Below are 24,856 nucleotides of genomic sequence, written 5' to 3' on the forward strand. Positions count from 1 at the left end.
AGGAGCGGTGGATGTCCGGAGACAACGTCAACCACGCCTGGCGCCCGTCGACGCCGGCCCGGGACGGAGGGAAGGACGAGGCAACCGCACAACGATCCCGCCAGGTCTGGACACCGGGCGGCGACGATCCCGGGGCGGACCTGCGCCGCCACGCCGGGGCCGGCGACCGGGTAGCGGCCCACCTGTGGCTGGTGACCCAGCCGGACCTGCTCACCACGACCCCCGGGTCGGACGACGCCCCGCTCGCCGACACCTGGCGGGCCGCGCTGCGCCACCACCTCGCCGGCGAACCCGACGAGGCGGCCGACCGGCTGGCGTGCGCGCCGATCGGCGCGACCGGCCCGCACGCCGTCCAGATCCACTGCTTCGCCGCCGTCCACCACCTGGTCGTCGGTGACGCCGACCGGGCGGCGGGCGTCACCGAGGAGGCCGTCCGGGTCGCCCACGGGTGCGGTGACCCGGCGGCCGAGCAGGCCGCCGCCCGGCTCAGCGTCCTGGTGGCCGCCGCGAGCGGCGACGAGACCGTCGCCCGGGGCCGGCCGGAGCTGGCCGAGGGGCTGCGCCGGACGGACGGCGGGCTGTTCCGGCTGATGATCCACCTGGACCTGGCCGACGACCTGCTGTGCAACGGCGACGCCACCGACGCGCTGCGCCACGCCGAGGCGGCCGTCCGGCTGGCCGAGGTGACCGGTGACACCGGGTACGAGCCGTACGCGCTCACCCTCGGCGCCGCGGCGAAGTGCCAACTGGGCCGGCTGGAGGACGGGCTCGCCGACGGCGCCGCCGGTCAACGCCTGCGCGAGCTGACCGGGGTCCCCCACGACGAGGCGTTCTCGCTGGCCGTACTGGGGATGGTGCACCGCCGCCGGCGGGAGCCGCGCCAGGCGCGGCAGGCGTTGGAGAGCGCCCTCGCCGCCCTCGACGACGGGCCGCGCCGGCCGCCGCTGCGGGCCTGGATCCTCGCCGAGCTGGCCCGGGTGCGGGCCGCCGACGACCTGGACGCCGCCCGGGACCTGGCCGAGCGGGCGGTCACCGTGGCCCGCGAGCCGGATCGGCCGTACGCCCTGCTGGCCCGCGGCTGGGTGGCGCTGCTGCGCGGTGACACCGCCCGCGCCCACCACGACGCCGCCGAGGCCCGCACCGGCGCCACCGTCGGCCGGCGGCGGGCCGCCCTCGTCCAGGCGCTCCAACTGACCGTGCTGGCGGCGGCCGACCCACGGGCCGCCGCCGGGCTGCTCGACGACGCCGCCGCGCTCTGCCAGGAACTCGGCGACCGCGCCGAGGAGGCCACGGTCCGGCTGATCGCCGCCCGGCTGCAGGGGCGGCAGGCGCGCCGCGGCGCGGAGGGCGCCGAGCAGAAGCTGCGCCGCTGCGGGGTACGCCTCGACCCCGGCGTGGCCGACGGGCTGACCGCGATCACGCTGCGCGTCCCGGCCGTCGTCATCCACACCCTCGGCGACTTCCGGGTGTTCCGGGCCGGCGCCGTCGTCCCGTACGGCGAATGGCAGTCCAAGAAGGCGCGCGACCTACTGAAGATCCTCGTCGCGCACCGGGGACGGGCGGTGCCCCGCCCCCGGCTGATGGAGCTGCTCTGGCCCGACGAGTCGCCGTCGCGCACCGCGAACCGGCTCTCGGTGCTGCTGTCCACCCTGCGCCGGGTGCTCGGCACCCGGCAGCGCACCAGCGGACACGGGCCGGTGCTCGCCGACCGGGGCTCCGTGGCGATCGACCTGGACGTGGTCGACGTGGACGTGGAGGCGTTCCTCACCGCCGCCGAGGAGGCGCAGGCCGCGCAGCGCACCGGGCATCCGGACGCGCCCCGGCTGCTGACCCGGGCCGACGAGCTGTACGGCGGGGATTTCCTCGCCGACGACCCGTACGAGGACTGGGCGCAGTCGTTGCGGGAGGAGGCGCAGGTGGCACACACCAGCGTGCTGCGCGCGCTCGCCCAGCACGCCCCGGACACCGACCAGAAGCTGGTCTACCTGATGCGGCTGGTGCACCGCGACCCGTACGACGAGGACGCCCACCTGGAGCTGGTCCAGGTGCTCCGCGCGGCGGGCCGGCACGGTGAGGCGCAGCGGCGCTACCGGGCGTACGCCGAGCGGATGCGCGAGTTGGGCATCACCCCGGCCGGCGGTCCGGTACCGGCGACCGTGAACCCGGTCGCCCGGCCGGGCGGCTCCGCCGGTGGGCTCCGGCCCGACCGGTCGGCCGGGCTCGGACCGCGCAGCGCGCTGCGGCGCGCGCCGACCGACCTGCCGCGGACCTGGTCGACGGAGCTCGGGCCGACCCACCGGCAGACCGCGATCCCGTCGCCCCGCACGGGCGGCGTCGTCGGCCGGTCCCTCATCGACCACCCGGCGTGACCTCCATCGAGGACGGCGCCCGTGGCCACGCCGACGGCGGCGCCGAGGGACCGCAGGAGTCGACGTCGGGTGACCGGCATGCGGCCACGGTAGAGGCCGCGGTCAGCCCAGCTGGTCCGGCAGCAGCGCCAGCGTCGGCGGTAGCTGCGAGTGCAGCGGCGTGGGCAGGTCGTCCCGGGTGTGCCAGCCGAGCCGGTCGAACTTGTGCGGCTCGCCGATGGCGACCGTCGCCGGGTCGACCCGGACCGCGAACACCACCGCCACCCAGTGCGACGGCGGGTCGTCACGCAGCACGTTGCGGACCCCGAGCAGGCTGATCTCCAGCGGCGTGGTCGCGTACTCCTCGCGGACCTCGCGGGCGACGGCGGCCTCGAAGGTCTCCCCGTACTCCAGCGCGCCCGCGCCGGTGTCCCAGGTGCCGGGTTCGTCGCGGGCACCGGCGCCGCGCCGGGCGAGCAGCAACCGGCCCGCACCGTCGTGGCAGACGAAGACGCAGGACACCGCGGGGGTACGCGGGGAGCGGTCGGACATCCGGCCATTCTGCGCCACCGCGGACTGTTACCTGCCGGTTACCCGGCTGCGAAGCCGCTGTGGCACGGCGCGCCGACCGTCGAGTCGGGACCGCTGGAGCAGGTCCCGCGACATCGACAGGGAGGGCACGATGAAACTGAGGAGAGCGCTGGTAGCGCTGACCGTGGTGCTCGGCGGGCTGCTCGCCGGCACGGGGGGCGCCGCCGCGGCGATCACGCCGTACTGCGGGATCACCTGGGGCAGCACCGCCAAGTCGGGCGGCGCGCTGAGCGGCGCCCCACTCGCGGAGGTTCGCGCCGGGCGGCACGACTGCTGGGACCGGGTGGTGTTCGAGTTCGCCGGACCGGCGAACGGTTTCTCCGTCGCGTACGGCGAGACGTGGACCGAGGGGCAGGGGCTGGCGCTGTCGCCGTACACGGCGGGCGGGGCGCTGCTGCGGGTCTCGCTGCGGGCCCCGGCGTACGACGACAGCCACGTCGCCACCGTGCCGTACCGCACCGGTGACCACGCGATCAACGCGCTGGGCTATCGGACGCTGCGGGACGTTGTCTTCGGCGGCAGCTTCGAGGGGTACACCACCTTCGCCGTGGGCGTCCGGGCGCAGTTGCCGTACCGGGTGTTCGTGCTGACCGGTCCGGGCTCGCACAGCCGGATCGTGCTCGACGTGGCGCACCAGTGGCAGCAGTGACCATGCCGGTGATGAGGGCCGGTCGGCCCTCATCACCGACCGTTGCGCCAGGGTCCCGCCGCGTCGCGCCGGAGCTACCCTGAGGTCGTCATGGAGGGCCGCGTGCTGGTCGTCGAGGACGATGCCTCCATTCGGGAGGTCACCGCCCTCGGTCTGCGCCGGGCCGGGTTCCGGGTCGACACCGCGGTCGACGGGCCGACCGCCCTCGCCGGCTGGCGGGCCCGGCCGGCCGACCTCATCGTGCTCGACGTCATGCTGCCGGGCCTGGACGGCTTCGAGGTGTGCCGGGAGATCCGCCGGACCAGCCAGGTGCCGATCCTGATGCTCACCGCGCGCACCGACACCATCGACGTGGTGGTCGGGCTGGAGTGCGGCGCCGACGACTACCTGCGCAAGCCGTTCGACCTGCCGGAGCTGGTGGCCCGGGTCCGCGCCGTGCTGCGCCGGGCGGTCGCCCCCGCCGAGGAGACCACGGTGACCGCCGGCCCGCTGGAGATCGACCCGGCCCGCTTCGTGGCCCGGAAGGCGGGACGGGAGCTGACCCTGACCGCCACCGAGTTCCGATTGCTGCTGGAACTGGCCCGCCGCCCCGGTCAGGTGTTCACCCGCGAGCTGCTGCTGGACCGGGTGTGGGGGCACGCCTACCTCGGCGACTCGCGGCTGGTGGACGTGGCGGTGCAGCGGCTGCGGGCCAAGGTGGAGGACGACCCCGGCCAGCCGGCGCTGATCCGGACGGTCCGCGGCGCCGGCTACAAGCTGTCGACGGGGTGACGTCGTGGCCGGCCGCGTACCCCCGGGGCGTCTGCGGCGCCGGCTCGTCGTCGCGTTCGTACTGGTCGCCGGGGTCTCCGCCGGGGTGCTGGCCGGCGGCTCGTACCTGATGCTGCGGCAGGCCCGGTTCGACGGCTCGCTGCAACGCGCGGCCGCCGACGCCCGCTACCAGCTGGTGCTGGCCGGGCAGTTCCTGCCGCTGACCGACGCCCGCCGGGCGGACCTGCTGGCCAGCTTCGAGGGCAACGGACGGCACGTGCTGCTCGTCGCCGGGGACACCGCCGCGTCGAACCCGCGGTACGCCCCGACCCCCGGGCGGGACCTGCGGGCCGCGGTCGCCGCCGGGCAGCTCGGCTACCAGCGCTCCCGCGCCGACGCCCGGCCGCACCTGCTCGTGGTGGGCGGCCGGATCCCCGGCTCCACGGCGGAGCTGTACGTGGTGACCGTGGAGGACGACCTGGCCGACGGCCTGGGCCAGCTCCGGACGGCGTTGGTGGTGGGCTGGGCGGCGGTGCTGCTCCTCGCCGCGGGGGTGGGCAACGCCCTGGCCCGGCGCACCCTGGAACCGGTGGGGCGGGCCAGCCGGGCCGCCCGGGCGGTCGCCGAGGGCCTGCTGGACACCCGGCTGCCGGTGCGGGGCCGGGACGAGTTCAGCGCCTGGGCCGCGTCGTTCAACGAGATGGCCGAGGCGCTGGAGACGAAGATCGAGGCGTTGTCCCGGGCCCAGGCCCGGGAGCGGCGATTCACCGCCGACGTCGCGCACGAGCTGCGTACGCCGGTGACCGCCCTGGTGGCGGCGGCGTCGCTGCTCGCCGAGCAGCTGGACGCGCTGCCCGCCGACGCCCGCCGGGCCGCCGAGCTGCTCGTCACCGACGTGGTCCGGCTGCGGCGGCTCGTCGAGGAGCTGATGGAGATCTCCCGGCTCGACGCCGGGCGGGAGGCCGTGTCGGCGCGGCCGGTCGACATCGTCGCGCTGCTGGGCGGCATCGTCCACGCCCGCGGCTGGACCGACCGGGTGACCGTGGCCGGGGACGCGACGCCGGTCGACACCGACCCGCGCCACCTGGAACGGGTGCTGGCGAACCTGGTCTCCAACGCGGTCGAGCACGGCGGCGGCGCGATCCGGGCCGAGGTGTGGCGCACCGACGGGTCGGTCACCGTCGAGGTCCGCGACGAGGGGGCGGGCATCCCCGCCGCGCACCTGCCGTACGTGTTCGACCGGTTCTACAAGGCGGACCCGTCCCGCACCGGCCCGGGCAGCGGGCTGGGCCTGGCCATCGCCCGGGAGAACGCCCGGCTGCTCGGCGGACGGCTGGGCGTGCGCAGCGAGGTCGGCCGGGGCACCCGGTTCCGGCTCGACCTGCCCGTTCACGTTCCGGGGGGTGACTCGTGAGGCGGCTGCTCGTTCCGCTCGCGGCGTTCGTCCTGCTCGCCGCCGGCTGCGCCCCGGCCCGGACGGGCACCCTCGGGCCGGCGCCGGTCGGCGCGTCACCGACCGCCGGCGCCACCGCCACGCCGCGCGCCCCCGCACCGGCCGCCACCACGCCGAGCCGTCGTCCCCCACCGGCCTCCCCCACCACGACGGTGCCGGTGGCGCCCGACGAGTCGGGCGAGGGCGGGACGATCGTGGTGCAGCTCTGGTTCGTCCGGGACGGGAGGCTGGCGCCGACCCGGCGTACGCTCCCGGCCACCGTCGCCACGTCCCGCCTGGCGCTCACCGAACTGGCCGCCGGACCGTCCCGCGCCGAGGCGGCGGCCGGCCTGACCACCCGGGTGCCGACCGGCGTCCAGGTGGTCCGGATCGCCGACGGGGTGGCCACGCTGGCCCCGCCAGCCGGTTTCGCCGACGGTGGCGCGGCGGCCGTCCGGCTGCGCCGGGCCCAGGTGGTCTGGACGCTGACCCAGTTCCCCACCGTGCGCGGGGTGGCGTTCGCAGGCGCCGCGCCGGTCGGGCGGGACGACTACGCGGACCTGCTGCCGGCGATCGTGGTGACCGGCCCGTCGGTCGGTGACCGGGTCACCAGCCCGGTCAGCGTGACCGGGAGCGCGGAGGTCTTCGAGGCGACCGTGAGCGTCCGCGTCCTGGACGCGACGGCTCGGGAGGTCGGCACCTCGTTCACCACGGCCGCCTGCGGCTCCGGCTGCCGGGGCGACTACCGGGCCACCGTCCGCTACCGGGTGGCCGCCACCGGTCCCGGCACCATCGAGGTGTACGAGGTCTCCCCGCGCGACGGCAGCCGGGTCAACGTGGTGGCGGTACCAGTCGTCCTCGTCGCCGCCGGCAGGTGAGGGTCGCGGGAGGCGGTCACTGCCACCGGGCGGTGAGCGACGGAGCTTCCCGCCGCTCCGCGCGTCCGATGCGCAGATCCTCGAAGATCGTGTTCCGGGCCGCCCGCTCGACCTCGGCGTCGAGATCGATCCCGAGCTCGGTCGACGCGTCGTGGGCCGCCCCGACCAGCACCATCTCCACGCCCGCGTGGTCGAGGAACCGGGGCGGGTCGAGCGGCGCGAACCGGCGGGTGCCGAAGCGCTCCTGCAGGTCGGCGGGGAGCTCCGCGCGAGCCGGACCGCGCAGGCCGACCCCGGGCGGCGACGGCGCCTGCGGATTCTTCACCGTGACGACGTAGCTCGCCTCCGGTTCGATCCGGAGCTCGTGCTGCGGCGGCCCGGGACGGCGGGGCAGCTCGAGCTGATACGCCAGATGCGTGTGGTCGTCGTGCCGGGTGACGCAGTACGCGCCCTCGGCCACCGGCCGGGCCGGTGGCTGGAACCGCTCACCCCGGGTCTTCGTCCCGTACAGGTGCGGTCGGAGCGCCTCGTAGAGTTCCGCCGGCCGACTCACCACGGTGTCGACGAACGCCCAGAAACGGTCATGCTCGTCGATCTCGGGCAGGCGCTTGCGGCCCACGACGAGCAGCCGCAGACGCCGTCGTCCGTGCCACGGGTGCAACACGATCAGCAACCGCTGCACCTCGTCCAGCGACTCCACGTGCCGCTCGCCGACCCGCGGCCGGTAGAGGAAGTAGATGTCGCCGTCCTCCAGCACCTCGCTCACGTCACGGCCGCTCTCCTACCGCGGCCCGACGTCGGACGCCTCGTAGATCCAGTCCTCGGCCGCGTCCTCCGGCGCGCGCGCCGCCCGGCGGTACCGGTAGGTCTCCGCGGCCTCGTGCGGTCCATGGAGCTTCAGGTCGTACGACATCGGCGGATCCTCCGCGTCCGGCACCTCCCAGGCCACGGTCTGCCCGTCGTACGGCCCGCCACGTAGGCACAGCTTCACCTCGACCACGCCCCGACGGTAGCGAAGTCGGGTGCCCGGTGTGGCCGAGACGAGTTCTTCGGCGTGACCGGTGAACCTGCGATGAAGCAGGCAAGGTCCGTACAGCCACTGATCCTTAACGCACAGCCCTGCGGATACTTTCACCAGGCAATATAGAGTGTCGTCGACTATTGTTAGCGCCGTTGGGTGCAGTTTGTTGCGATTCGGGGCGCGCCTGCTGGGTCTGCGCCGGGCGAAGTGCAAAACCGCAGGTCAAGGCCCCTGCAAAAGCCGTTCGACGCTGTTGCTTGCGGCCCGCCTGCCGTTCAGCGCACACCGCTGCCGACACGCCGCTCCCCCATCGCCGGCTCAGCATCGATGGCACCTCCCTGGACGTCGCATCCCGAGCGCTGCCCGTCGCCATCTTCCAGTCCACGACGGCGATCAACCCGTGCCCGAGATGCGGCCACCACCACCGGGGACATCAGCCGGCCGTCCGACCGGTAGCCCGCTCGGGCCAGCACACCCGACGCTTCATCCGGATCGGCCCGATCTGTCGCGTAAAACCGGCGTGTTCGCCTTTGCGTGATGTTAGCTTTGCCTCCTGTTCATCCCGGTCCAAAGAGGCCGATTCGAACAATTCGGACATTCCATGCGAAATGGCTCACTGCCGCATGGGCATCACGGGGGAAGAGGGGCTGATGAGAGGTACAACGAATGTCGCCGGCGGCGGTAGAAGGGGGACCGACTTCGCATCGCGGAAAGGTCTGACGGCGCCCCGCGGAGAGGGGATCCGGTGACGCTGAACCGGGACATCGACACGCACGTCCCCAGCCTGCTGACCGCGCCGCCACGCACGGCACCGTCGGAGCATGATGACCGGCCACTGAGCATCCTGCGGATGCGGGAACGGCCCGAGGGCGACGCCGGAGTGGTCAACGGTGGCCCCGGGCGAGAGACCGTGAGCGTGGTCATCCCAACGCTCAACGAGGAGAAGAACATCGCCTGGGTGCTCGAGCGCATGCCGCCGATCGTCAACGAGGTGGTTCTGGTCGACGGGCACTCGTCGGACCGGACGGTCGAGGTCGCCCGCGCCATCCGGCCGGACATCGTGGTGCTGACGCAGAACTGCCGGGGCAAGGGTGACGCGGCCCGGGTGGCGTTCGCCGCGGCCACCGGCGACCTGATCGTCATGATCGACGCCGACGGCAGTATGGATCCCGCCGAGATCCACCGCTTCGTCACCCCGCTCATGAACGGCTACGACTTCGTCAAGGGCTCCCGGTTCCTGACCGGCGGCGGATCGACCGACCTGACTCCACTGCGCCGCACCGGGAACCATATGCTGGTGCGGCTGACGAACAGCTTCTTCCTCGTCCGCTTCACCGACCTGTGCTACGGCTTCCTTTCGTTCCGTCGCGACTGCCTGCAGGCGCTCGCTCTGACCGCGCACGGCTTCGAGATCGAGACCGAACTCGTGGTCCACGCGCTGAAGGCGAACCTCCGCATCGCCGAGGTGCCGAGCACCGAACTCCCGCGCCGCTGCGGCACCTCCAACCTGCACACCTTCCGGGACGGTCAGCGGGTGCTCCGAACCCTGATCCGCGAGCGGGTCGTCCGGCGCCCTCGACCGGTGGTGGACCCGATCGACCACCGCGTGCTGCACCGGTGGCAGCCCCCGGTCGCCGCACGGACCAACCCGGCGCTGAGCGAGGTGACCCGATGAGGAAGCGTGCACTGCGACGTGCTCCGGTCGTGCGCGGCTCCTACGCGCTCGCCGTGCTGCTGGGCCTGCTGTTCGGCGCCACCCCCGTGCCCACCGGGCTCGCCACGCCGGCCGGGGCGGCAACCGGCGACGTCGGCCTCCTCGGTCCGTCCACGTCCGGCGACGGCTCGGCGGCAACCGGTGAGAAGCCGGAGAGCAAGCTCTGGTGGAACGACGGCGCCTGGTGGGCGGTGCTGTTCCATACCGGCAGCCAGACCCACCACATATTCCGGCTCGACCGCTCCACCGGGCAGTGGGTCGACACCGGGACCATCGTCGACAACCGACCGAAGACCCGCTCCGACGTGCTGTGGGACGGCACCAGGCTCTATGTCTCCTCGCACGTCCGGGCCAGTTCCTCGACCGGCGCGACGTCCGGAAACCCGGCCCGGCTCTACCGCTTCAGCTACGACGCCGCGACGAGGACCTACAGCCGCGACAGCGGCTTCCCGGTGCAGATCAGCAACTACTCCAGCGAGACCCTGACCATCGACAAGGACTCGACGGGCCTGCTCTGGGCGACCTGGACGCAGGGCTCGAAGGTCTATGTGAACAACACGACGGGCGGGGACGCGGTCTGGGGCACGCCGTTCGTGCTCCCGGTCGCCGCCGCGGCCAACCTGTCCAGCGACGACATCTCGTCGGTGGTGAGCTTCGGCGGGACCGGGACCGGCGTGATGTGGAGCAACCAGGCGACGTCCGCGATGTACTTCGCCGAGCACACCGACGGCGCGCCGCGCTCCAGCTGGGACGTCACGCGTACGGCGATCCAGGGTCCGAACAGCGCCGACGACCACATCAACCTCAAGGCGCTGCAGGCCGACGCCTCCGGACGGGTCTTCGCGGCCGTCAAGACCGGGCTCGACGACGCCGGCGCCTCGTCCGCGGCGCCGTTGATCATGATCCTCGCCCGGGACCCGTCGACCGGCGACTGGTCCAGCTACCCGGTCGGCCGGATCAGGGACTGTCACACCCGGCCGGTCCTGCTGCTCGACTCCGAACATCAGACGCTGTACGTCTTCATGACCGCGCCGGACAGCGGGTGTCCCTACTCAGGCTACCCGGGAACGATCTTCATGAAGAGCTCCCCCATGGGCAGCATCGCCTTTCCCCTAGGCCGTGGCACCCCGGTCATCAGGGACGCCCTCTCGCCCAACATGAACAATGTGACGACCACCAAGCAGGACGTCACCAGCGCCACCGGCATGGTGGTCATGGCCAGCAACGACTCCACCCAGCGCTACTGGCACGCCGACCTGCGGCTGGGCTCGTCGTGAGCGCGGGGACCAGCCTCGAGCTCCGCCTCGGGCCGGCCCCCGGCGACCCGCGACCGCTGCGGGTGACGAGTCCGGCCCCAGCCGAGGCGTGGGAGCAGGTGCTCGCCTCCGCGCCGACCGCCCTGCCCAGCCAGACGCCGACCTGGCTCCGCTGCGTGTGCACGGTCGAAGGGTACGAGGACGTCTCGCGGCTCTACGAGACCGTCGACGGAAGGCGCCTCGTCCTTCCGCTGGTGCGACGCCCGGGGCTCGGCGCGATCCTCGCGACGGACTTCGGGCTCCCGGCCGGGTGGGGACCGGGCGGGCTGGTCTGCGACGGCGGTGAGCTCCGCCCGGAGGACGTCCGGTTGGTGGTCACCGACCTGGCGCAGCGGCGCGTGCTGAGCACCCTGGTCCGCCCCGACCCGGCGACGGCCGGGACGTGGGACGCGGTGGTGCCGGCGAGCGTGCTGCGCGAGGAGCGGATGGCGCAGACCCTCTTCCTCGACGGCGGCTTCGACGAGGTCTGGCGGAAGCGGTTCCGCAGCGACACCCGCAACCGGATCCGCCGGGCGGAGCGGGCCGGCGTCGTCGTCGAGTGTGACGACAGCGGCCGCCTGGTCTCCGTCTTCCACCAGCTCTACGGCCAGTCAGTCGACCGCTGGGCGCGGCGGGACCGCCTCCCGCTTCCGCTCGCCCGGCGGCTGGCGGCGCGGCGGGAGCCGCACCGGAAGCTGCGCACCGTCGCCGACATGCTCGGCTCCCGGTGCCGGATCTACGCCGCGTACCACGAGGGACGCCCGGTGGCCGCGATAGTCGTGCTGCGCGGCGCGACCACCGCGATGTACTGGCGCGGCGCGATGCTGGAACAGCTCGCCGGCCCCGTCTATGCCAACTACCTGCTGCACAGGACGGCGATCGCGGACGCGATCGAGGCCGGATGCACGGCCTACAACATGGGCGACTCGGCCCGGGTCTCCTCCTTGGAGCTGTTCAAGAGCCGCTTCGGCGCCGTCAGCCAGGACTACGCCAGCTACCGGATCGAGCGGGTGCCGATCACCCCGCTGGTTCAGCGCGCTCGCCGCGGCGTACGGCGGATCCTGGCGCTCCGGCCGGTGCGGGAGTAGTGCATGAGCCGTACACCGCCTCGCTGGCCGGCGTTGATCTGGGAACCCCAGGGCGACACCGACGAGACGCACGGACCCGCGCTCTGGAGCGCGACGGATGGCCACGGCGGGGGCCGTCCCCTCGCGTACGCGGAGGCGGTCGCCCGGTTGCAGCAGGTGCTCGCGGACCGCGCCGGGCCCGACGCGGTCTCCTGGCCGGTGCCGGAGCTGGGCCTGGTCCGGGGCCGGGAGGGTGTCCTCCTGGTGCACACCGAGGACGACCGGATCGACCTGGAGGTGCAGGGCCGGCCGCTCCGCCTCGGGCCGTACGAGGTGCGATACGTCCCGCTGCGGACCGACACGCCGGTCGAGTTCACGTTCCCCGTCGCCCCCGGGTCGTCGGCGCCCGCCGTACCGGGGGCCATGTGCCTCCGCCCGGCCGCCGCGGCCACGCCGCTTCCGGAGGCACGATGAGCGGCGACGGCACGACCGTGGTGGCGGGCCACCGGGAACCGCCACGGCCGGCGGAACCGGCAACGGCCGCGCCCGGGCTCGCCCGGGCGGTGCTGGCCGGCCTCGACGGGGCCGGCGTGCGCTGGTGCCTGCTGCGCGGTGGTCCGGAGGCGCTCATCGCCCCCGGAGACCTGGACCTCCTGGTCGCGCCGGCCGATCTCGCGCGGGCCGTGGCCGTCATCGAGGCCCAGGGCCTGACCCGCCTGGCCGGTCACGGCCGGGGCAGTCACCGGTTCTTCCTCGGCCTGGACCCGGCCACCAACTCGTGGGTCGAACTCGACCTGGTGACCGAGCTCGCCTACGGCCGTCACTTCGAGGTGCGCACCCTGGCCGCGGACCGGTGCCTGGGCCGCCGCGCACGTCAGGACGACGTGTGGGTGCTCGCGCCCGGGGACGAGTTCTGGGCGCTGCTGCTGCATTGCGTGCTCGACAAGGGCACCGTCGCCGGCCACCACCTCCGTCGGCTGCGACAGCTGGAGGACCACGCCACGCTCGACGGTCCACTCGCCCGGGCGCTGCCGGACCGGGCGGCCCGGATGCTGCTGGCGTACTGGCGGGCCGGTCGCCCGGCGGCGCTGCGGGCCGTCCGTCGGCACCTGCTCACCGCCTGGTGGCGGGCCCGTCCGGCCAGCGCGGCCCGCCGGGTGGTCGGCTCGGCCGCCCTGCGTGCGATCGAGCGGCCGTTGCAGGCGTGGAGCCGTCGGGGTGTCAGCGTCGCCCTGATCGGCCCCGACGGATCGGGGAAGTCCACCCTGGCCGAGGGCATCGAGTCGACGTTCTACTTCCCGGTGCGCCGCGTCTACATGGGGCTTTGGCAGTCGAACGAGGCGCCGCGCGGCACCACCGAGCAGGCCGTCCGCATCCTGTTGCGCCCGTTCACCGTGTGGCGCCGCTACCTGGCGGCGCTGCGCCACCGGGCGCTGGGCCGGATGGTGGTCTTCGACCGCTACGTCTACGACGCCCTGCTGCCGCCGCGCGGGCCACTGGTCTGGCTCAAGCGGCCGTACTTCCAGCTGCTGAGCCGGCTCTGCCCGGCACCCGACGTGGTGCTGCTGCTGGACGTTCCTGGGTCGGTGATGTACCGCCGCTCCGGGGAATACGACCCCGAGCATCTCGAGGCGGAACGAGAGCAGTACCGGCGGTTGCGCCGGCGGATTCCCCACCTGGAACGCGTGGACGCCGACCGGGCGCCGGAACTGGTGCTCGCCGACGCGCTCGGCCGGATCTGGCGGCACTACCTCGAGCGGACGGCCCGGTGAAGGTCGCGGTGCAGTGGGCGCAGCCGGTCCTGCGGGACCGGCTCGCCTGCTGGCTGCACCGGCCCGAACGAAACTGGACCGCCACCGTCGCCCCCCGCCTGGTCGCCCGGGCGACCGCCACCGACGACACCCGGTGGCGGACCGAGACCGTCGCCTTCACCAGCACGTCCGTCGCGGTGGCCACGGTCCGGGGCCGCGGGGCCGACGGACGCTACGTGGTCAAGGTGCCCTGGACCGACCAGGCCGTCGACGGGCTGCGGCGCCAGGCCGAGGTGCTCGACGTGCTGCGGACGAACCCGCGCCTGCCCGGCCTGCGCCAGCTCCTGCCGTACTGCGCGGCACAGGGAGAGATCGAGGGACGTTACTACTGCGTGGAGGAGGCGCTGCGCGGCGCTCCGGCGAACGGGATGATGCTGAGGCGTACCCGGCGCGCCGCGCTGCTCGCGTCCGCCAGCCGGGTCATCCGCAACCTCCACCTGCCCACCCGGGAACGGACCATGCTCGACCGGGCCGCCCTGGCGGAGTGGGTGGACGCCCCACTCCGGCGGCTGGAGGAGTTCGTCGCCACCCACCCGCGACCTGGCCGGCTCCTCGACACGGTCTGGCGGCTGCGGGAGGAACTCGTCGTCGCCCTCGTCGGCCGCACCGTGCACACCTCCTGGATCCACGGCGACTTCTGGCCTGGCAACCTGCTGGCCACCTCCCCAGCTGGGCAGGTGACCGGGATCGTCGACTGGGACCGGGCCGCACCCCGCCAACTCCCCCTGCACGACCTGCTACACCTGCACGTCCTCGCCCGCCGGCTCGCCCGCGGCGACGAACTCGGCGAGATCGTCGTCCACGCGCTGCGGCACGGCCTCGACCGGACGCTCGATGTCCCCGCCGGCGAGGCGGCCGACTGGCTGGACGGCATCCCGCCACGACCGGCGCTGCTCCTCTACTGGATGCGCCACATCCTGCTGTTCATCGACTCGGAAGGTGACCATGACGATCCACGCTGGATCCGCGGCAACGTCGAGCGCGTCCTCGTCAACATCTGAGGTGGTCGCCGTCCTCGGTCCGGAGGCGCCGGCGGGGCCCGGCCCGGCCCTGGCCGTGACCGTGGTCATCTGCGTCTACACCGAGCAGCGGTGGCCGCAGATCATCCGGGCGGTCGGCTCCGTGCTGGCGCAGGACGTACCGGCAGCACAGGTCGTCGTGGTCGTCGACCACAACCCGGCGCTGCTGGAGCGGGCGCGCGCCACTTTCCCGGAGCTGACCGTCGTGCCGAGCACCGGCCCGCGCGGCCTCTCGGCGGCCCGCAACACCGGGCTGGCCCAGGCGACCGGCGAGATCGTCGCCTTCCTGGACGACGACGCCGAGGCGGAGCCCGACTGGCTGGCACGGCTGCTGCCGCACTACCGGGACGGGCGGGTGCTCGCGGTCGGCGGCCACGCCGTACCGGCCTGGGAGGAGGAACGGCCGCGCTGGCTGCCCCCCGAATTCGACTGGGTCGTCGGGTGCAGCTTCACCGGCCAGCCCACCGAGGTCACCCCCGTGCGCAACGTCATCGGCTGCAACATGTCCTTCCGCCGGTCGGTCCTGGACCGCACCGCCGGCTTCGACCCCGCGCTCGGCCGCGTCGGTCGCACGCCGGTCGGCTGCGAGGAAACGGAGCTGTGCATCCGTATCCGGCAGCTCGAACCGGACGGCGTGGTGCTCCACGAGCCCGCGGCCCGGGTCCGGCACCGGGTCACCGTGGACCGGGCAACGTGGCGCTACTTTCGGCAGCGCTGCTTCTCCGAGGGGCGGTCCAAGGCCGTCGTCGCCCGGCTGGTCGGCGCGGACGCCGGGCTCGCCACCGAGCGCGCGTACACCCGCCGTACCCTCCCGGCCGGGGTGCGCCGCGGCCTGCGCCAGGTCCGCGACGGCGATCGCGCCGGACTGCTGCGGTCCGCCGCGATCGTCGCCGGCCTGCTGGTGACCGCCGCCGGGTACGTCTCGGCCCAGGCCCTGCGCGCCTCTCAGGCGGTCGGCACGCCGGTCCCCCGGCGCCGGGCGGGTCCGGCGCCGGTCCGGGTGCTCGCCGTCGAGCTCTCCGAGGGAATGCCCGACGTGCCCGACACGGGCGGGCCGGACGGCGCCCGGTACGGCGCGGCGCAGGTCCTGGTCCGGCTGCACGGGCAGCCGCTCGGGCTGGTCGACGTCGCGCTGCCGGCCGGCGGGCTGACCGCGCCGGCGCTCTCCGCCGCCATCCGGGCCCGCCTCTCCGCGGCGATCGACGAGCATCTGCTATACGACGGCCTGCCCACGCTCGACCCGCTGGATGCCGCCGCGGCCGGGGAGGCCGGCCTGGTCGCCGCCGGCGCCTCCTGCCGCTGCCACCCAGCGGTCGTGGAACCCGCCCCGTTCGTCAGCGTGGTCGTCCCCACGTGCGGACGCACGCCGCTCCTCGAGTCCACCCTCGACTCGCTCGCCGCGCTCGACTACCCCCACTACGAGATCGTCGTCGTCGACAACGCGCCGCAGGTCGCCGCCACCGCGCGGGTCGTCGCCGCGCGCGCCGCCGACGATCCCCGGCTCCGCTACACCAGCGAACCGCGACCCGGCGTCGCGCACGCCCGCAACCGAGGGCTGGCCGAGGCGCGGGGCGCGATCGTGGCCTTCGCCGACGATGACGTCACCCTCGACCGGGGGTGGCTGCGCAGCCTCGTCGACGGCTTCACCGGCGACGACGTCGCCGGGGTGACCGGTCAGGTCCTCGCCCGAAAGCTCGACACGCCGTCGCAGATCTGGCTGGAGCAGTACGGCGGTTATGGCAAGGGCTGCCAGCGGCGGCGATTCGACCGGGCCGGGTCCGCAACGCTCGACGCGGGGGGCGCGCGTCGCGTGGACCAGCCACCGCCGTCGCTCTACCCGTACCTGCCCGGATCGTACGGCTCCGGCGCCAACATGGCGTTCCGCGCCGACGTCCTGCGCCGGCTGGGCGGGTTCGATCCCCGGCTGCGCACCGGGGAGGACATCGACGTGCTGCTGCGTACGGTACTGGCCGGCCACGTGTTGACGTACGAGCCGGGGGCCGTCGTGTGGCACACGCACCGCCGTGAGCTGCGGGCGCTGCGCCGGACGATGTTCCGGTACGGGGTCGGGCTGGGCGCCGTCATCACGAAGTGCCTGGCGGCCGATCCCACCGCCCGACGGGAGCTGCTCGGTCGGCTGCCCGGCGGCGTCGCCTACGCACTGCGGCCCGGGTCGGCGAGGAACGGCCGCAAGCAGGAGGGCTACCCCGCCTCGCTGACCGCCCTCGAGCTCTGCGGGCTGGCGCTCGGACCGGCCTACTACGCCGCCGCCGCGGCCCGATCCGGACGGAGCCGCACATGAACCGCGCACCGAAGACCGTCGTCCCCGTCCTCTGCTACCACAGCGTCGGCGACGTGCGCCGCGACGGCACGCTGCGCTGGGCGGTGTCGCCGGGCGACTTCGACGAGCAGATGGCGCTGATCCGGGAGCGCGGGCGCACGCCGATGACGGCGAGCGGCTACGCGGCCGTGCTGCGCGGGCTGGCCCCGTTGCCGCCGCGACCGGTGCTGATCACCTTCGACGACGGCTTCCCCGACCTCGCCGAGGTCGCGCTGCCGGTGCTGCGCAGGCACGGGCTCATGGCGACCGCGTACGTCATCGCGGCGCGGGTGGGCGTGGCACCGCCCTCGGACGGGGATCCGTCGCTCGACTGGGACCAGCTCCGCGAGCTGCACTCGCACGGGGTGGAAATCGGGTCGCACAGCCGGAGCCACCGCGCGCTCGACTGTCTACGCCCGTCCGAGCTGCATCAGGAGGTCGTGGGGAGCCGACAGGTGCTGGAGGACGGAACGGGGACGTCGGTCCGGTCGTTGGCCTATCCGTACGGCTACCACAGCATCGCCGTGCGGACCGCGGTGCGCGCGGCCGGCTACTCGTCCGCCTGCGGAGTCAAGAACGCGCTGAGCCACCCGGACGATGACGTCTTCGCCATCGCCCGGGTGCTGATCGAGCGGAAAACCGGCGTCGCCGGGATCACGGCCCTGCTCGACGGCACCGGCTGGCCGCTGGCCTGGCGGGGCGAGCGGTGGCGCACCCGGGGTTGGCGGGCGTACCGGCGGGCCCGACACCTGCTTGCACGCCGCGCGCCCGCGACTGAGCCAGCCGACCTCGTGACGGCGGGAAGGAAGCACCGCGGGCGGGAAGGAGAGGTGACCCGATGAGCGCCCCACGTGCCGGAACCGCGGACGCGTCGGTCGGTCCGGCGGCTGCCGGCGTCGGCACGGTCACCGCGCCGATCGGCGTACGGCTGCGCCAACACCTGCGCGATCCGCTGAACAGCAACGTCTACGCGCTGATGCTCAACACGGCGGTGAGCTCGCTGCTCGGCATCGTGTACTGGGCTCTGGCGGCGCGCCTGTACTCCCCGGCCGAGTTGGGCATCGGCGCGGCGATGGTGTCGACGATGTCGTTCCTGAGCAACCTCTCCCAGCTCAATCTGAACGGTGCGCTCGCCCGCTTCCTGCCGAGGGCGGCGGAGCGGGGCGGCCGGCTGGTCGCCTACGCGTACGGGGGCAGCTGCCTCGCGGCGCTCGCCCTCAGTGCCGGTTTCCTGCTGCTCGCTCCCCTGGTTGCCGGCCGGTTCGACTTCCTGAACCGCACTCCCCTGCTCGCGGTGGCGTTCATCCTCTCCGTAGCCGGCTGGTGCATCTTCACCCTGCAGGACAGCGTCCTCACCGCCCTGCGCGGTGTGGTGTGGGTCCCGGTCGAGAACACCGCCTTCGGCATCCTCAAGATCGCGCTGCTGGTGCTGCTCGCCGGCGCCCTGCCCAGCCTGGGCATCTTCCTTTCCTGGAACCTGGCGGTCGTCGTCGCGCTCATCCCCGTCAACGTGCTGGTCTTCCGCCGGCTGCTGCCCCGCCTGCGGGAGCGGGGTACGGCGGTCGCGCTGCCGGATCGCGGGGTGCTCGCCAGGTTCGTGGCGCTCGACTACGTCGGGTACCTCTTCCTGCAGGCCGGCACGAACGCCCTCCCGCTGATCGTGACCGCGCGGCTGGGCGCCGAGGCCAACGGCGTCTTCTACGTCGCCTGGCTGCTGGGCGGCTCCCTGGAGATGGTGGCGTACCACTTCGGCACCTCGCTGACCGTGGAGGCCTCCGCCGATGAGTCGCGGCTTCCGGCGTACGTGCGGCAGGTGCTGCGGCGCGGGCTGCTCCTCCTCGTACCGGCGGTCGTCCTGCTCTGCGTGTCGGCGCCGCTGCTGCTGACCCTCTTCGGCCGCGACTACGCGTCGAGCGGCGCGGACGTCCTGCGGCTCTCCGCCGTCGCGGTGCTGCCCAAGCTTCTGCTGATCGTCTTCGTCGCGGTGTCCCGGGTCCGGCGCAGGGTCGGTCGGATCATCGCGGTGCACGCGTCCGCGAGCGCCCTGGTCGTATCGCTGTCGCTGGTCGCGATGGCCGAGATCGGGGTGACCGGGGTCGGCGTCGCGTACCTCGCCGGACAGCTCGTGGTGGCGGCCGCCGTTCTGCCGTCGATGGTGCGGCTGCTGCGGGGCGTTGCGGGCGACGGGGTCGAAGAGGCCGGCGCCCACGTCACGACTGGTCTCTGGAGGCGTCGATGACAAAGTTTCCTAACCTGGTGTCCACAAAGCCACGCGGTGAGCTGGAGGACCTCGGTCAGCTGTCGTCCGCCGGCTCCGGTGTTGGCTCCGCCGGGCAGGCTTTCAGCACGGGGATCGGCCCCCGATGGGGGTTTGCCGTCCAGGCCCTCGCCACCGTGCTTCTCGCCATAACACTGTGGATCATCGGCCTCCGGAACGTCGACCCCCGCGCCATGACGGACATCGGTCTGGTCTCGCTCTTCACGGTGCCGATGATCGCAGCCCTGGTCGTTCTCGCCGTCGGGTTCTTTCGTGCGCTGCGACGTTCAGCCGCCGAGTGGCTCCTCGCCGTGCACCTGGTGGCGTTCATCGGCTTCATCCACGCGACCCCGGCCGCTCTGTTCGGGACGCTTCGATACGCCTGGGCGTGGAAGCACATCGGGATCATCGACTACATCCTGCGGACGGGGAGTGTCGACACGACGATCTCCAATCTGCCGGTGTACCACAGCTGGCCCGGATTCTTCGCCGGGACCGCCCTGCTCACGGACATGGCGGACCGGTCATATCTACTGCCCTTGGCGACGTGGACGCAGTTGGCGTTCAACCTGTTCAACCTGCTGGCGGCCCGCTTCCTGATGCGCTCGATGACCGACGATCGCCGGGTGGTCTGGCTGGGGCTCTGGCTGTTCTTCCTGACGTCCTGGTTGGGCCTGGACTACTTCTCGCCGCAGGGCCTGGCGTTCCCGCTCTATCTGGTCCTGATGGGGCTGGTTCTGCGTGCCTTCCGACGCCGGCGAGCCGACGTAGTGGAGGTGGTCGCACCTCTCGCGGCCGCTATGAGAGTGCGGGCGGCTCTGCCGGTCATGGTCCTCATCATGGGAGTGATCGCCTCAAGCCATCAGATAACCCCGCTCATGATGGTGCTCGGGCTGCTCACGGTCTTCGGTTTCCGCAGAGCGCGAGGCTGGTACGTCCCCGTGCTGGCCGTGGGGCTGACAGTCGGGTGGGCCCTTGTCGTGGCCCGCGGCTACACGATCGACAACCTCAGCGGTCTGAACATCGGCGAGCCGGTGCAGAACGGCGTCGACACGCTCGAAAAGTCGGCGGACGTCCGTGACGGCCAGGTGCTGGTGAGCTACGCCGGGCGCTTCATCACAGCGGTGGGGCTGGCCGTGGCCGCGATCGGCATCTACCGGGCGAGGCGGCGGCGCCGGCTCGACTCGGCCGCCCTGCTGCTGCTGCTCAGTCCGATGCTGCTGCTCGCCGTCACCGAATACGGCGGTGAGGTGCTCTTCCGGGTCATCCTGTTCACCGGCCCGTTCATGGCCTACTTCGCCGCACTGGCGGTCTATCCCGACGCAACCGACCGGGCGCGGACTCGCCGGGTGGTGCTGGGCGGTCTCCTCACCGTGGCATTGCTGCCCGGATTTCTGCTGGCCTACTTCGGCAAGGACACGCAGAACTACTTCACGCCGGCAGAGGTGAGAACGACTGCGTGGTTGTACCAGAACGCGGAACCGAACTCCCTCATCGTCGTCGGTTCGCGCAACTTTCCCCAGCGGTTCCGGAACTACGAGAAGCTCACCCATCTCTCGATAGCCAATGAGCCGCCGGAGAGCCGGGATCGGGTGCTGGCCGACCCGGCGGAGAGGCTGTCCCGGTGGCTTGCCGCCGGAACATCCGACAAGCCGAACTACATCCTGATAACGAGGGGCCAGAAGGTCGCCAACGACCTGATCGGGCCCATGCCGGCGGGCTCCCTTGACCGGGTCGAACAGGCGCTCCGGGCGTCACCTCGCTTCCGGATCGTCGTAGACACGGGCGACGCCGTGGTCTTCACCCTGGCAGAGAACGGGAACGGCAGATGATGCGACGTCTAGCACTGTCTTTCGTGGTCGTCGTCGCGACGGCGCTCACGACCGCGTTCGTGGTCTTCGGAGCCACCAGCCCGGCACGACTCCCGGTGGTGCTGGCCTTCGCCGTGGTGGTGCCCGGACTGGGTTGGGCATCGCGGCTCCGTCTCGCCGACGCCGCAGATACCTTGTCGATCGCCATCACAATCAGCCTCTGTCTCCTGGTCGTCGTCGGCGAGGGCATGGCCCTGCTGCGGCTCTGGTCCGTCGAGCGAGGATTCCTTGTCCTGGCGGCTGTCGCTGTCCTCGGCGTCACACTCCCCCGCAGGGGCAACGACAACTCACCCGCGGGCGCGTCCAGGTCGGTCTGATCTGCGGTCGTGGCGCCAGCAAGCACATGCGCCGGCAGAGAGCCATCAGCGAAGGGCTGGCCTGATCTGGATGTAGTCGATGGCTAGCGACGCGGGGAATTGCGTCGAGTTGTTCGGAGAGCCGGGCCACCGACCGCCCACCGCCAGATTGGCCACGACGTACATAGGCTCGTCGGGCACCTCGTCGCCCTTGACCGTGAAGATCAGTTTTCCGTCGAGATACCAACGCAGCTTCCCCGGCAGCCACTCCAACCGGTAGACATGCCAGCCGTCCGCGAGGTCGGCGTTTCGCTCCGTGTGTGCGAGGGGCTCGCTCTTCCGATCCCGTCGGTGGAGTGACTGATAGCTCTTCCGCGTATTGCTGCCCAGCACTTCGACGATGTCGATTTCGGGTCGGGAGTCACGGAAGGCGGGGAGCATCCAGAGCGCGGACCAGAGGCCCTTCCCGGCCGGCACCCGAAGTCGAGCCTCGACCGCGCCGTAGGTGAACGCGAACCGCGGCTCGCCCCGCCGCTCCGAAGGACCGGAGCTGATCATCCCGGACCGGTACTGGAACCGTTCGCCGTCGGGGCTTTCGACGGGAACCGCCTCCGCGGTGAGGTACAGGACCCCGTCCGCCACCGTCACCTGCGCCGGCTCGTACCACTGAAGCTCTTTGTTCGAGGCGATGGTGCATCCCCACCAGTGGCAGGTGCCCCAGGAGTCGGAGTCTAGCGACTCACCCTCGAAGCCGTCGGCGAGCGGCTGACTAGAGCTCTGCTCTATAGGTTCGGCAGGACCGCAGGAGGACTGTGGCCCCAACCCGACAGCGACGACGAACAGTGCCATTCCCATGGCGATAAACCGGCGCCTAAACCGCAGCAATGGAGGAGGTGACTTCACCGCTTCGTGATCACGCGGCTGCCTCTTGTGCCAGACTGCTACGCGGGTCCTGCGGAAAGACGTCACTTGGCCAGGATAAACGTGGCATGCCCGACCTTCTGTTCACTTATCGGTTACCGCCTGCTCTTCGCGTTCGCCATCATCCTTCTCCAGCGGATCCACGATCTCAACTCGCCGAGTCTGGGCCCTGCTCCGGATCCTCGACATGGTCGCCGCGCCGCTGCTCGTCGCGTTCGTCATCATCATCCTCCAGCGGTTCCGCGACCTGAGCTGACGTCGCCCGGGCGACCCGTCGCGCCGCCGCAACGGTGCGAGCCGCGTGGCTCGCAACTCGACCCGTGGCTCGCCCGGGCCCTGGCCCCCCGGCCGTCGGGCGACTCTCCCACTTCGTCCACCGCGCCATTCGCGTACCCGGGGTGCGATTCGAACGCACACTGTCGGCTTCCTGAAAACCGTGCCTCCTGCCAGTTGGGCTACCCGGGGGTGAACACACTGCGTACCCTCGGCGCGATTCGAACGCGCAACCTGCGACACCTCATGCCGCCGCCTCTGCCAGTTGGGCCACGAGGGCTCGTGCTGCGAGCGGAAGACTCGAACTTCCCTCTCCCGTTCCAGAGACGGGTGTGCTGCCGACTGCACCAGCTCGCAAAGGTTCCGCTCCGCCGTCGCGGATGCGGACCGTGCCCCGACCAGGATTCGAACCTGGGCTCTCCGCTTCCGTAGAGCGGCGCTCTTTCCGCTGAGCCACCGGGGCGTACGACCGGCGCCCCCCTCGGGCGCCGGTCGGTCTAACCCTTCACGCAGACCACCTGCTTGAGGTGCGCGACCACCTCGACCAGGTCGTCCTGCTGCGCCATCACCTTGGTGATGTCCTTGTACGCGCCGGGGATCTCGTCGACCACCCCGGCGTCCTTGCGGCACTCGACGCCGGCGGTCTGCCGGACCAGGTCCGCGGTGCTGTACGTCCGCTTCGCCTGCCCCCGCGACATCCGCCGCCCGGCCCCGTGCGAGGCCGAGCAGTACGCGTCCGGGTTGCCCTTGCCGCGCACGATGTACGAGCCGGTGCCCATCGACCCCGGGATGATGCCCAGGTCCCCCCGGCCGGCGCGGATGGCGCCCTTCCGGGTCACCAGCACGTCCACGCCGTCGTACGTCTCCTCGGCCACATAGTTGTGGTGACAAGAGATCGGCTCGCCGTACGAGACGTGCGGGAACTGGTCCCGGACCACGCCGCAGAGCAGGGCGAGCATGACCTCCCGGTTGCGCCGGGCGTACTCCTGGGCCCAGAAGAGGTCCCGGCGGTAGGCGTCCATCTCCGGCGTGCCGGCGAGGAACACCGCGAGGTCCCGGTCGGGCAGGTCGACGTTGTGCGGCAGCCCGCGGGCCACCGCCATGTGCCGCTCGGCCAACTCCTTGCCGATGTTGCGGGAACCGGAGTGCAGCATCAGCCAGACCTGCCCGTCGTCCGGGCCGCCCTGCTCGACGCAGACCTCGATGAAGTGGTTGCCGCCACCGAGGGTGCCCAGCTGGTGCTGGGCCCGGTGCTCCAGCTGCGCGACCTTCCGGTCCAGCTCACCGAAGCGCCGCCAGAACGCGTCCCAGCCGGCGTTTGCCAGGCCCCGGACCCGGCGCGGGTCGACCGGGTCGTCGCGCTTGGCGAACCCGACCGGGATGGTCGCCTCGATGGCCGAACGCAGCGGGGCGAGGTCGTCGGGCAGGTCGGCCGCGGTGAGCGAGGTCCGCACGGCGGACATGCCGCAGCCGATGTCGACGCCGACCGCGGCCGGCGAGACGGCCTGCCGCATCGCGATGACCGATCCGACGGTGGCGCCCTTGCCGAAGTGCACGTCCGGCATGACGGCGACGCCCTGCACCCAGGGCAGTGCGCCGATGTTGCGCAGCTGCTGCGCGGCCTGCGGCTCGATGCCGTACGGGTCGGTCCAGACCCGTACCGGCGCCCGGGTGCCGGCCAGCGGGGTGAAACCCATCGTCGTCTCCTCGTGTCGGGGGGTGTTCGAGCGGCTGGCCGGATTCGAACCGGCGATCTTCACCATGGCGAGGTGACGCGCTACCTGACTGCGCTACAACCGCGTGGTCGTCCCGGGCGGGACGGACGTAGGCCGTACGGGACTCGAACCCGTAACCGCCCGGCTGAGAACCGGGTGAGCTGCCAATTGCTCCAACGGCCCGTGGGACGGTAGGAAACCCGCCCCGGATGTGTCGCCCCGGCCGACGCGTCGGGGCGTCGGCCGCGGTTGTGCTCATGCCATCCACTGTGGAGTTGAGAAGGAGCGACGTCGCCGGCCGGGGCCGGGACATTCGAGCAGGGGCGACAGGATTCGAACCTGCAACCGTCGGATTTTTGGGAATCCGGTGCTCTACCGGGTTGAGCTACGCCCCTGGGCGGGAGTGGGGTGACGAAAAAGCCGCCCGGTCCCTGAGCGGGGGCGGGCGGCTGCGCGTGTCGCGCTGGCGCTAGTAGCGCCGCCACCCCGATTGCCACCGCTGCTGCCGGCAGCGACCCAGGCCTCGCTCGCCGGTGGGCAGCGAGGCACCACCGCGCGGCATGGGCCGCGGGGCTTCGGTGCGCAGATGCTGCGTCACGGCGTACTCCCTGGGTTGATCCGGTTGACG

Annotated in this window: 21 protein-coding genes and 7 tRNA genes; 16 read left to right on the plus strand and 12 right to left on the minus strand. The window is 72.6% G+C overall.

The window, feature by feature from the left end:
* Window positions 1-11 precede the first annotated feature (11 nt).
* Window positions 12-2,369 carry a BTAD domain-containing putative transcriptional regulator gene (locus tag ACFOYX_RS14600; protein ID WP_322438920.1) on the plus strand — a complete coding sequence of 786 codons (2,358 nt, stop codon included), beginning with the start codon at window positions 12-14 and terminating at the stop codon, window positions 2,367-2,369.
* 102 nt (window positions 2,370-2,471) lie between these two features.
* Here ACFOYX_RS14600 and ACFOYX_RS14605 read toward each other — a convergent pair whose 3' ends face one another.
* A complete protein-coding gene (locus ACFOYX_RS14605; protein ID WP_322438921.1) occupies window positions 2,472-2,900 on the minus strand; it encodes an NUDIX domain-containing protein in 429 nt (142 codons plus the stop codon).
* 130 nt (window positions 2,901-3,030) lie between these two features.
* Between ACFOYX_RS14605 and ACFOYX_RS14610 the strand changes: the two genes are divergently transcribed.
* The 4 genes from ACFOYX_RS14610 (at window position 3,031) to ACFOYX_RS14625 (ending at window position 6,648) form a co-directional block, all read left to right on the plus strand.
* Complete coding sequence (locus tag ACFOYX_RS14610) at window positions 3,031-3,588, plus strand: hypothetical protein (RefSeq protein WP_322438922.1); 558 nt, start codon at window positions 3,031-3,033, stop codon at window positions 3,586-3,588.
* 90 nt (window positions 3,589-3,678) lie between these two features.
* Window positions 3,679-4,359: a response regulator transcription factor gene (locus ACFOYX_RS14615; protein WP_322438923.1), complete on the plus strand. Its 681-nt coding sequence runs from the start codon at window positions 3,679-3,681 to the stop codon at window positions 4,357-4,359.
* A 4-nt stretch (window positions 4,360-4,363) separates the two neighbouring features.
* Complete coding sequence (locus ACFOYX_RS14620; RefSeq protein WP_322438924.1) at window positions 4,364-5,752, plus strand: HAMP domain-containing sensor histidine kinase; 1,389 nt, start codon at window positions 4,364-4,366, stop codon at window positions 5,750-5,752.
* Window positions 5,749-6,648: a Gmad2 immunoglobulin-like domain-containing protein gene (locus ACFOYX_RS14625; RefSeq protein WP_322438925.1), complete on the plus strand. Its 900-nt coding sequence runs from the start codon at window positions 5,749-5,751 to the stop codon at window positions 6,646-6,648. The genes ACFOYX_RS14620 and ACFOYX_RS14625 overlap by 4 nt, the downstream gene beginning before the upstream one ends.
* Before the next feature lie 16 nt (window positions 6,649-6,664).
* On the opposite strand, the gene ACFOYX_RS14630 is transcribed toward ACFOYX_RS14625, so the two are convergent.
* Together ACFOYX_RS14630 and ACFOYX_RS14635 are read right to left on the minus strand one after the other, a co-directional pair.
* Window positions 6,665-7,414, minus strand: a complete 750-nt coding sequence (locus ACFOYX_RS14630; protein ID WP_109802901.1) for a hypothetical protein — start codon at window positions 7,412-7,414, stop codon at window positions 6,665-6,667.
* 15 nt (window positions 7,415-7,429) lie between these two features.
* Window positions 7,430-7,648, minus strand: coding sequence for a hypothetical protein (locus tag ACFOYX_RS14635; RefSeq protein ID WP_109802902.1), 219 nt, complete (start codon window positions 7,646-7,648; stop codon window positions 7,430-7,432).
* Between the two features lie 766 nt (window positions 7,649-8,414).
* Here ACFOYX_RS14635 and ACFOYX_RS14640 point away from each other — a divergent pair.
* The 11 genes from ACFOYX_RS14640 to ACFOYX_RS14690 are packed head-to-tail and all read left to right on the plus strand — an operon-like array spanning window position 8,415 to window position 21,340.
* Entirely contained in the window at window positions 8,415-9,344 is a 930-nt protein-coding gene (locus tag ACFOYX_RS14640; RefSeq protein ID WP_322438926.1) for a glycosyltransferase family 2 protein, read from the plus strand.
* Window positions 9,341-10,660, plus strand: coding sequence for a hypothetical protein (locus ACFOYX_RS14645; protein ID WP_146231138.1), 1,320 nt, complete (start codon window positions 9,341-9,343; stop codon window positions 10,658-10,660). The genes ACFOYX_RS14640 and ACFOYX_RS14645 overlap by 4 nt, the downstream gene beginning before the upstream one ends.
* Window positions 10,657-11,766 carry a GNAT family N-acetyltransferase gene (locus ACFOYX_RS14650; protein WP_322438927.1) on the plus strand — a complete coding sequence of 370 codons (1,110 nt, stop codon included), beginning with the start codon at window positions 10,657-10,659 and terminating at the stop codon, window positions 11,764-11,766. Before ACFOYX_RS14645 ends, ACFOYX_RS14650 begins: the two co-directional genes overlap by 4 nt.
* Before the next feature lie 3 nt (window positions 11,767-11,769).
* Window positions 11,770-12,219: a hypothetical protein gene (locus tag ACFOYX_RS14655; RefSeq protein WP_322438928.1), complete on the plus strand. Its 450-nt coding sequence runs from the start codon at window positions 11,770-11,772 to the stop codon at window positions 12,217-12,219.
* On the plus strand, window positions 12,216-13,517 hold the full coding sequence (locus tag ACFOYX_RS14660) for a nucleotidyltransferase family protein (RefSeq protein WP_109802905.1): 1,302 nt from the start codon (window positions 12,216-12,218) through the stop codon (window positions 13,515-13,517). Before ACFOYX_RS14655 ends, ACFOYX_RS14660 begins: the two co-directional genes overlap by 4 nt.
* Window positions 13,514-14,557, plus strand: coding sequence for an aminoglycoside phosphotransferase family protein (locus tag ACFOYX_RS14665; RefSeq protein ID WP_322438929.1), 1,044 nt, complete (start codon window positions 13,514-13,516; stop codon window positions 14,555-14,557). Before ACFOYX_RS14660 ends, ACFOYX_RS14665 begins: the two co-directional genes overlap by 4 nt.
* Window positions 14,502-16,877, plus strand: a complete 2,376-nt coding sequence (locus ACFOYX_RS14670; RefSeq protein WP_322438930.1) for a glycosyltransferase — start codon at window positions 14,502-14,504, stop codon at window positions 16,875-16,877. Before ACFOYX_RS14665 ends, ACFOYX_RS14670 begins: the two co-directional genes overlap by 56 nt.
* Window positions 16,874-17,737: a polysaccharide deacetylase family protein gene (locus tag ACFOYX_RS14675; protein WP_322438931.1), complete on the plus strand. Its 864-nt coding sequence runs from the start codon at window positions 16,874-16,876 to the stop codon at window positions 17,735-17,737. The genes ACFOYX_RS14670 and ACFOYX_RS14675 overlap by 4 nt, the downstream gene beginning before the upstream one ends.
* The gene (locus ACFOYX_RS14680; protein WP_322438932.1) at window positions 17,734-19,134 is read left to right on the plus strand and encodes an oligosaccharide flippase family protein; all 1,401 of its coding nucleotides are present in this window, start codon (window positions 17,734-17,736) and stop codon (window positions 19,132-19,134) included. Before ACFOYX_RS14675 ends, ACFOYX_RS14680 begins: the two co-directional genes overlap by 4 nt.
* Complete coding sequence (locus ACFOYX_RS14685; protein ID WP_238454108.1) at window positions 19,131-20,984, plus strand: hypothetical protein; 1,854 nt, start codon at window positions 19,131-19,133, stop codon at window positions 20,982-20,984. Before ACFOYX_RS14680 ends, ACFOYX_RS14685 begins: the two co-directional genes overlap by 4 nt.
* A gap of 23 nt (window positions 20,985-21,007) precedes the next feature.
* Entirely contained in the window at window positions 21,008-21,340 is a 333-nt protein-coding gene (locus ACFOYX_RS14690) for a hypothetical protein (protein WP_109802911.1), read from the plus strand.
* 45 nt (window positions 21,341-21,385) lie between these two features.
* Here ACFOYX_RS14690 and ACFOYX_RS14695 read toward each other — a convergent pair whose 3' ends face one another.
* The 9 genes from ACFOYX_RS14695 to ACFOYX_RS14735 all read right to left on the minus strand — a co-directional run bounded on the left by ACFOYX_RS14695 (window position 21,386) and on the right by ACFOYX_RS14735 (window position 24,623).
* Window positions 21,386-22,168: a family 16 glycosylhydrolase gene (locus ACFOYX_RS14695; RefSeq protein WP_161557887.1), complete on the minus strand. Its 783-nt coding sequence runs from the start codon at window positions 22,166-22,168 to the stop codon at window positions 21,386-21,388.
* Between the two features lie 462 nt (window positions 22,169-22,630).
* Window positions 22,631-22,705 (minus strand) — tRNA-Leu (locus tag ACFOYX_RS14700).
* Window positions 22,706-22,719: 14 nt separating this feature from the next.
* Window positions 22,720-22,793 (minus strand) — tRNA-Leu (locus tag ACFOYX_RS14705).
* 5 nt (window positions 22,794-22,798) lie between these two features.
* Window positions 22,799-22,870 (minus strand) — tRNA-Gln (locus ACFOYX_RS14710).
* Window positions 22,871-22,903: 33 nt separating this feature from the next.
* A tRNA-Arg gene (locus tag ACFOYX_RS14715) sits at window positions 22,904-22,976 on the minus strand.
* Between the two features lie 34 nt (window positions 22,977-23,010).
* Window positions 23,011-24,210, minus strand: a complete 1,200-nt coding sequence (locus ACFOYX_RS14720; protein WP_322438933.1) for an RtcB family protein — start codon at window positions 24,208-24,210, stop codon at window positions 23,011-23,013.
* 29 nt (window positions 24,211-24,239) lie between these two features.
* Window positions 24,240-24,313: transfer RNA gene (locus ACFOYX_RS14725), tRNA-Gly, on the minus strand.
* Between the two features lie 25 nt (window positions 24,314-24,338).
* A tRNA-Glu gene (locus ACFOYX_RS14730) sits at window positions 24,339-24,411 on the minus strand.
* Window positions 24,412-24,546: 135 nt separating this feature from the next.
* A tRNA-OTHER gene (locus ACFOYX_RS14735) sits at window positions 24,547-24,623 on the minus strand.
* Between the last annotated feature and the right edge of the window lie 233 nt (window positions 24,624-24,856).

Origin of the sequence: Micromonospora sp. GCM10011541, from assembly GCF_042650725.1 — a bacterium.
In the GTDB taxonomy this organism is placed as follows: domain Bacteria; phylum Actinomycetota; class Actinomycetes; order Mycobacteriales; family Micromonosporaceae; genus Micromonospora; species Micromonospora sicca.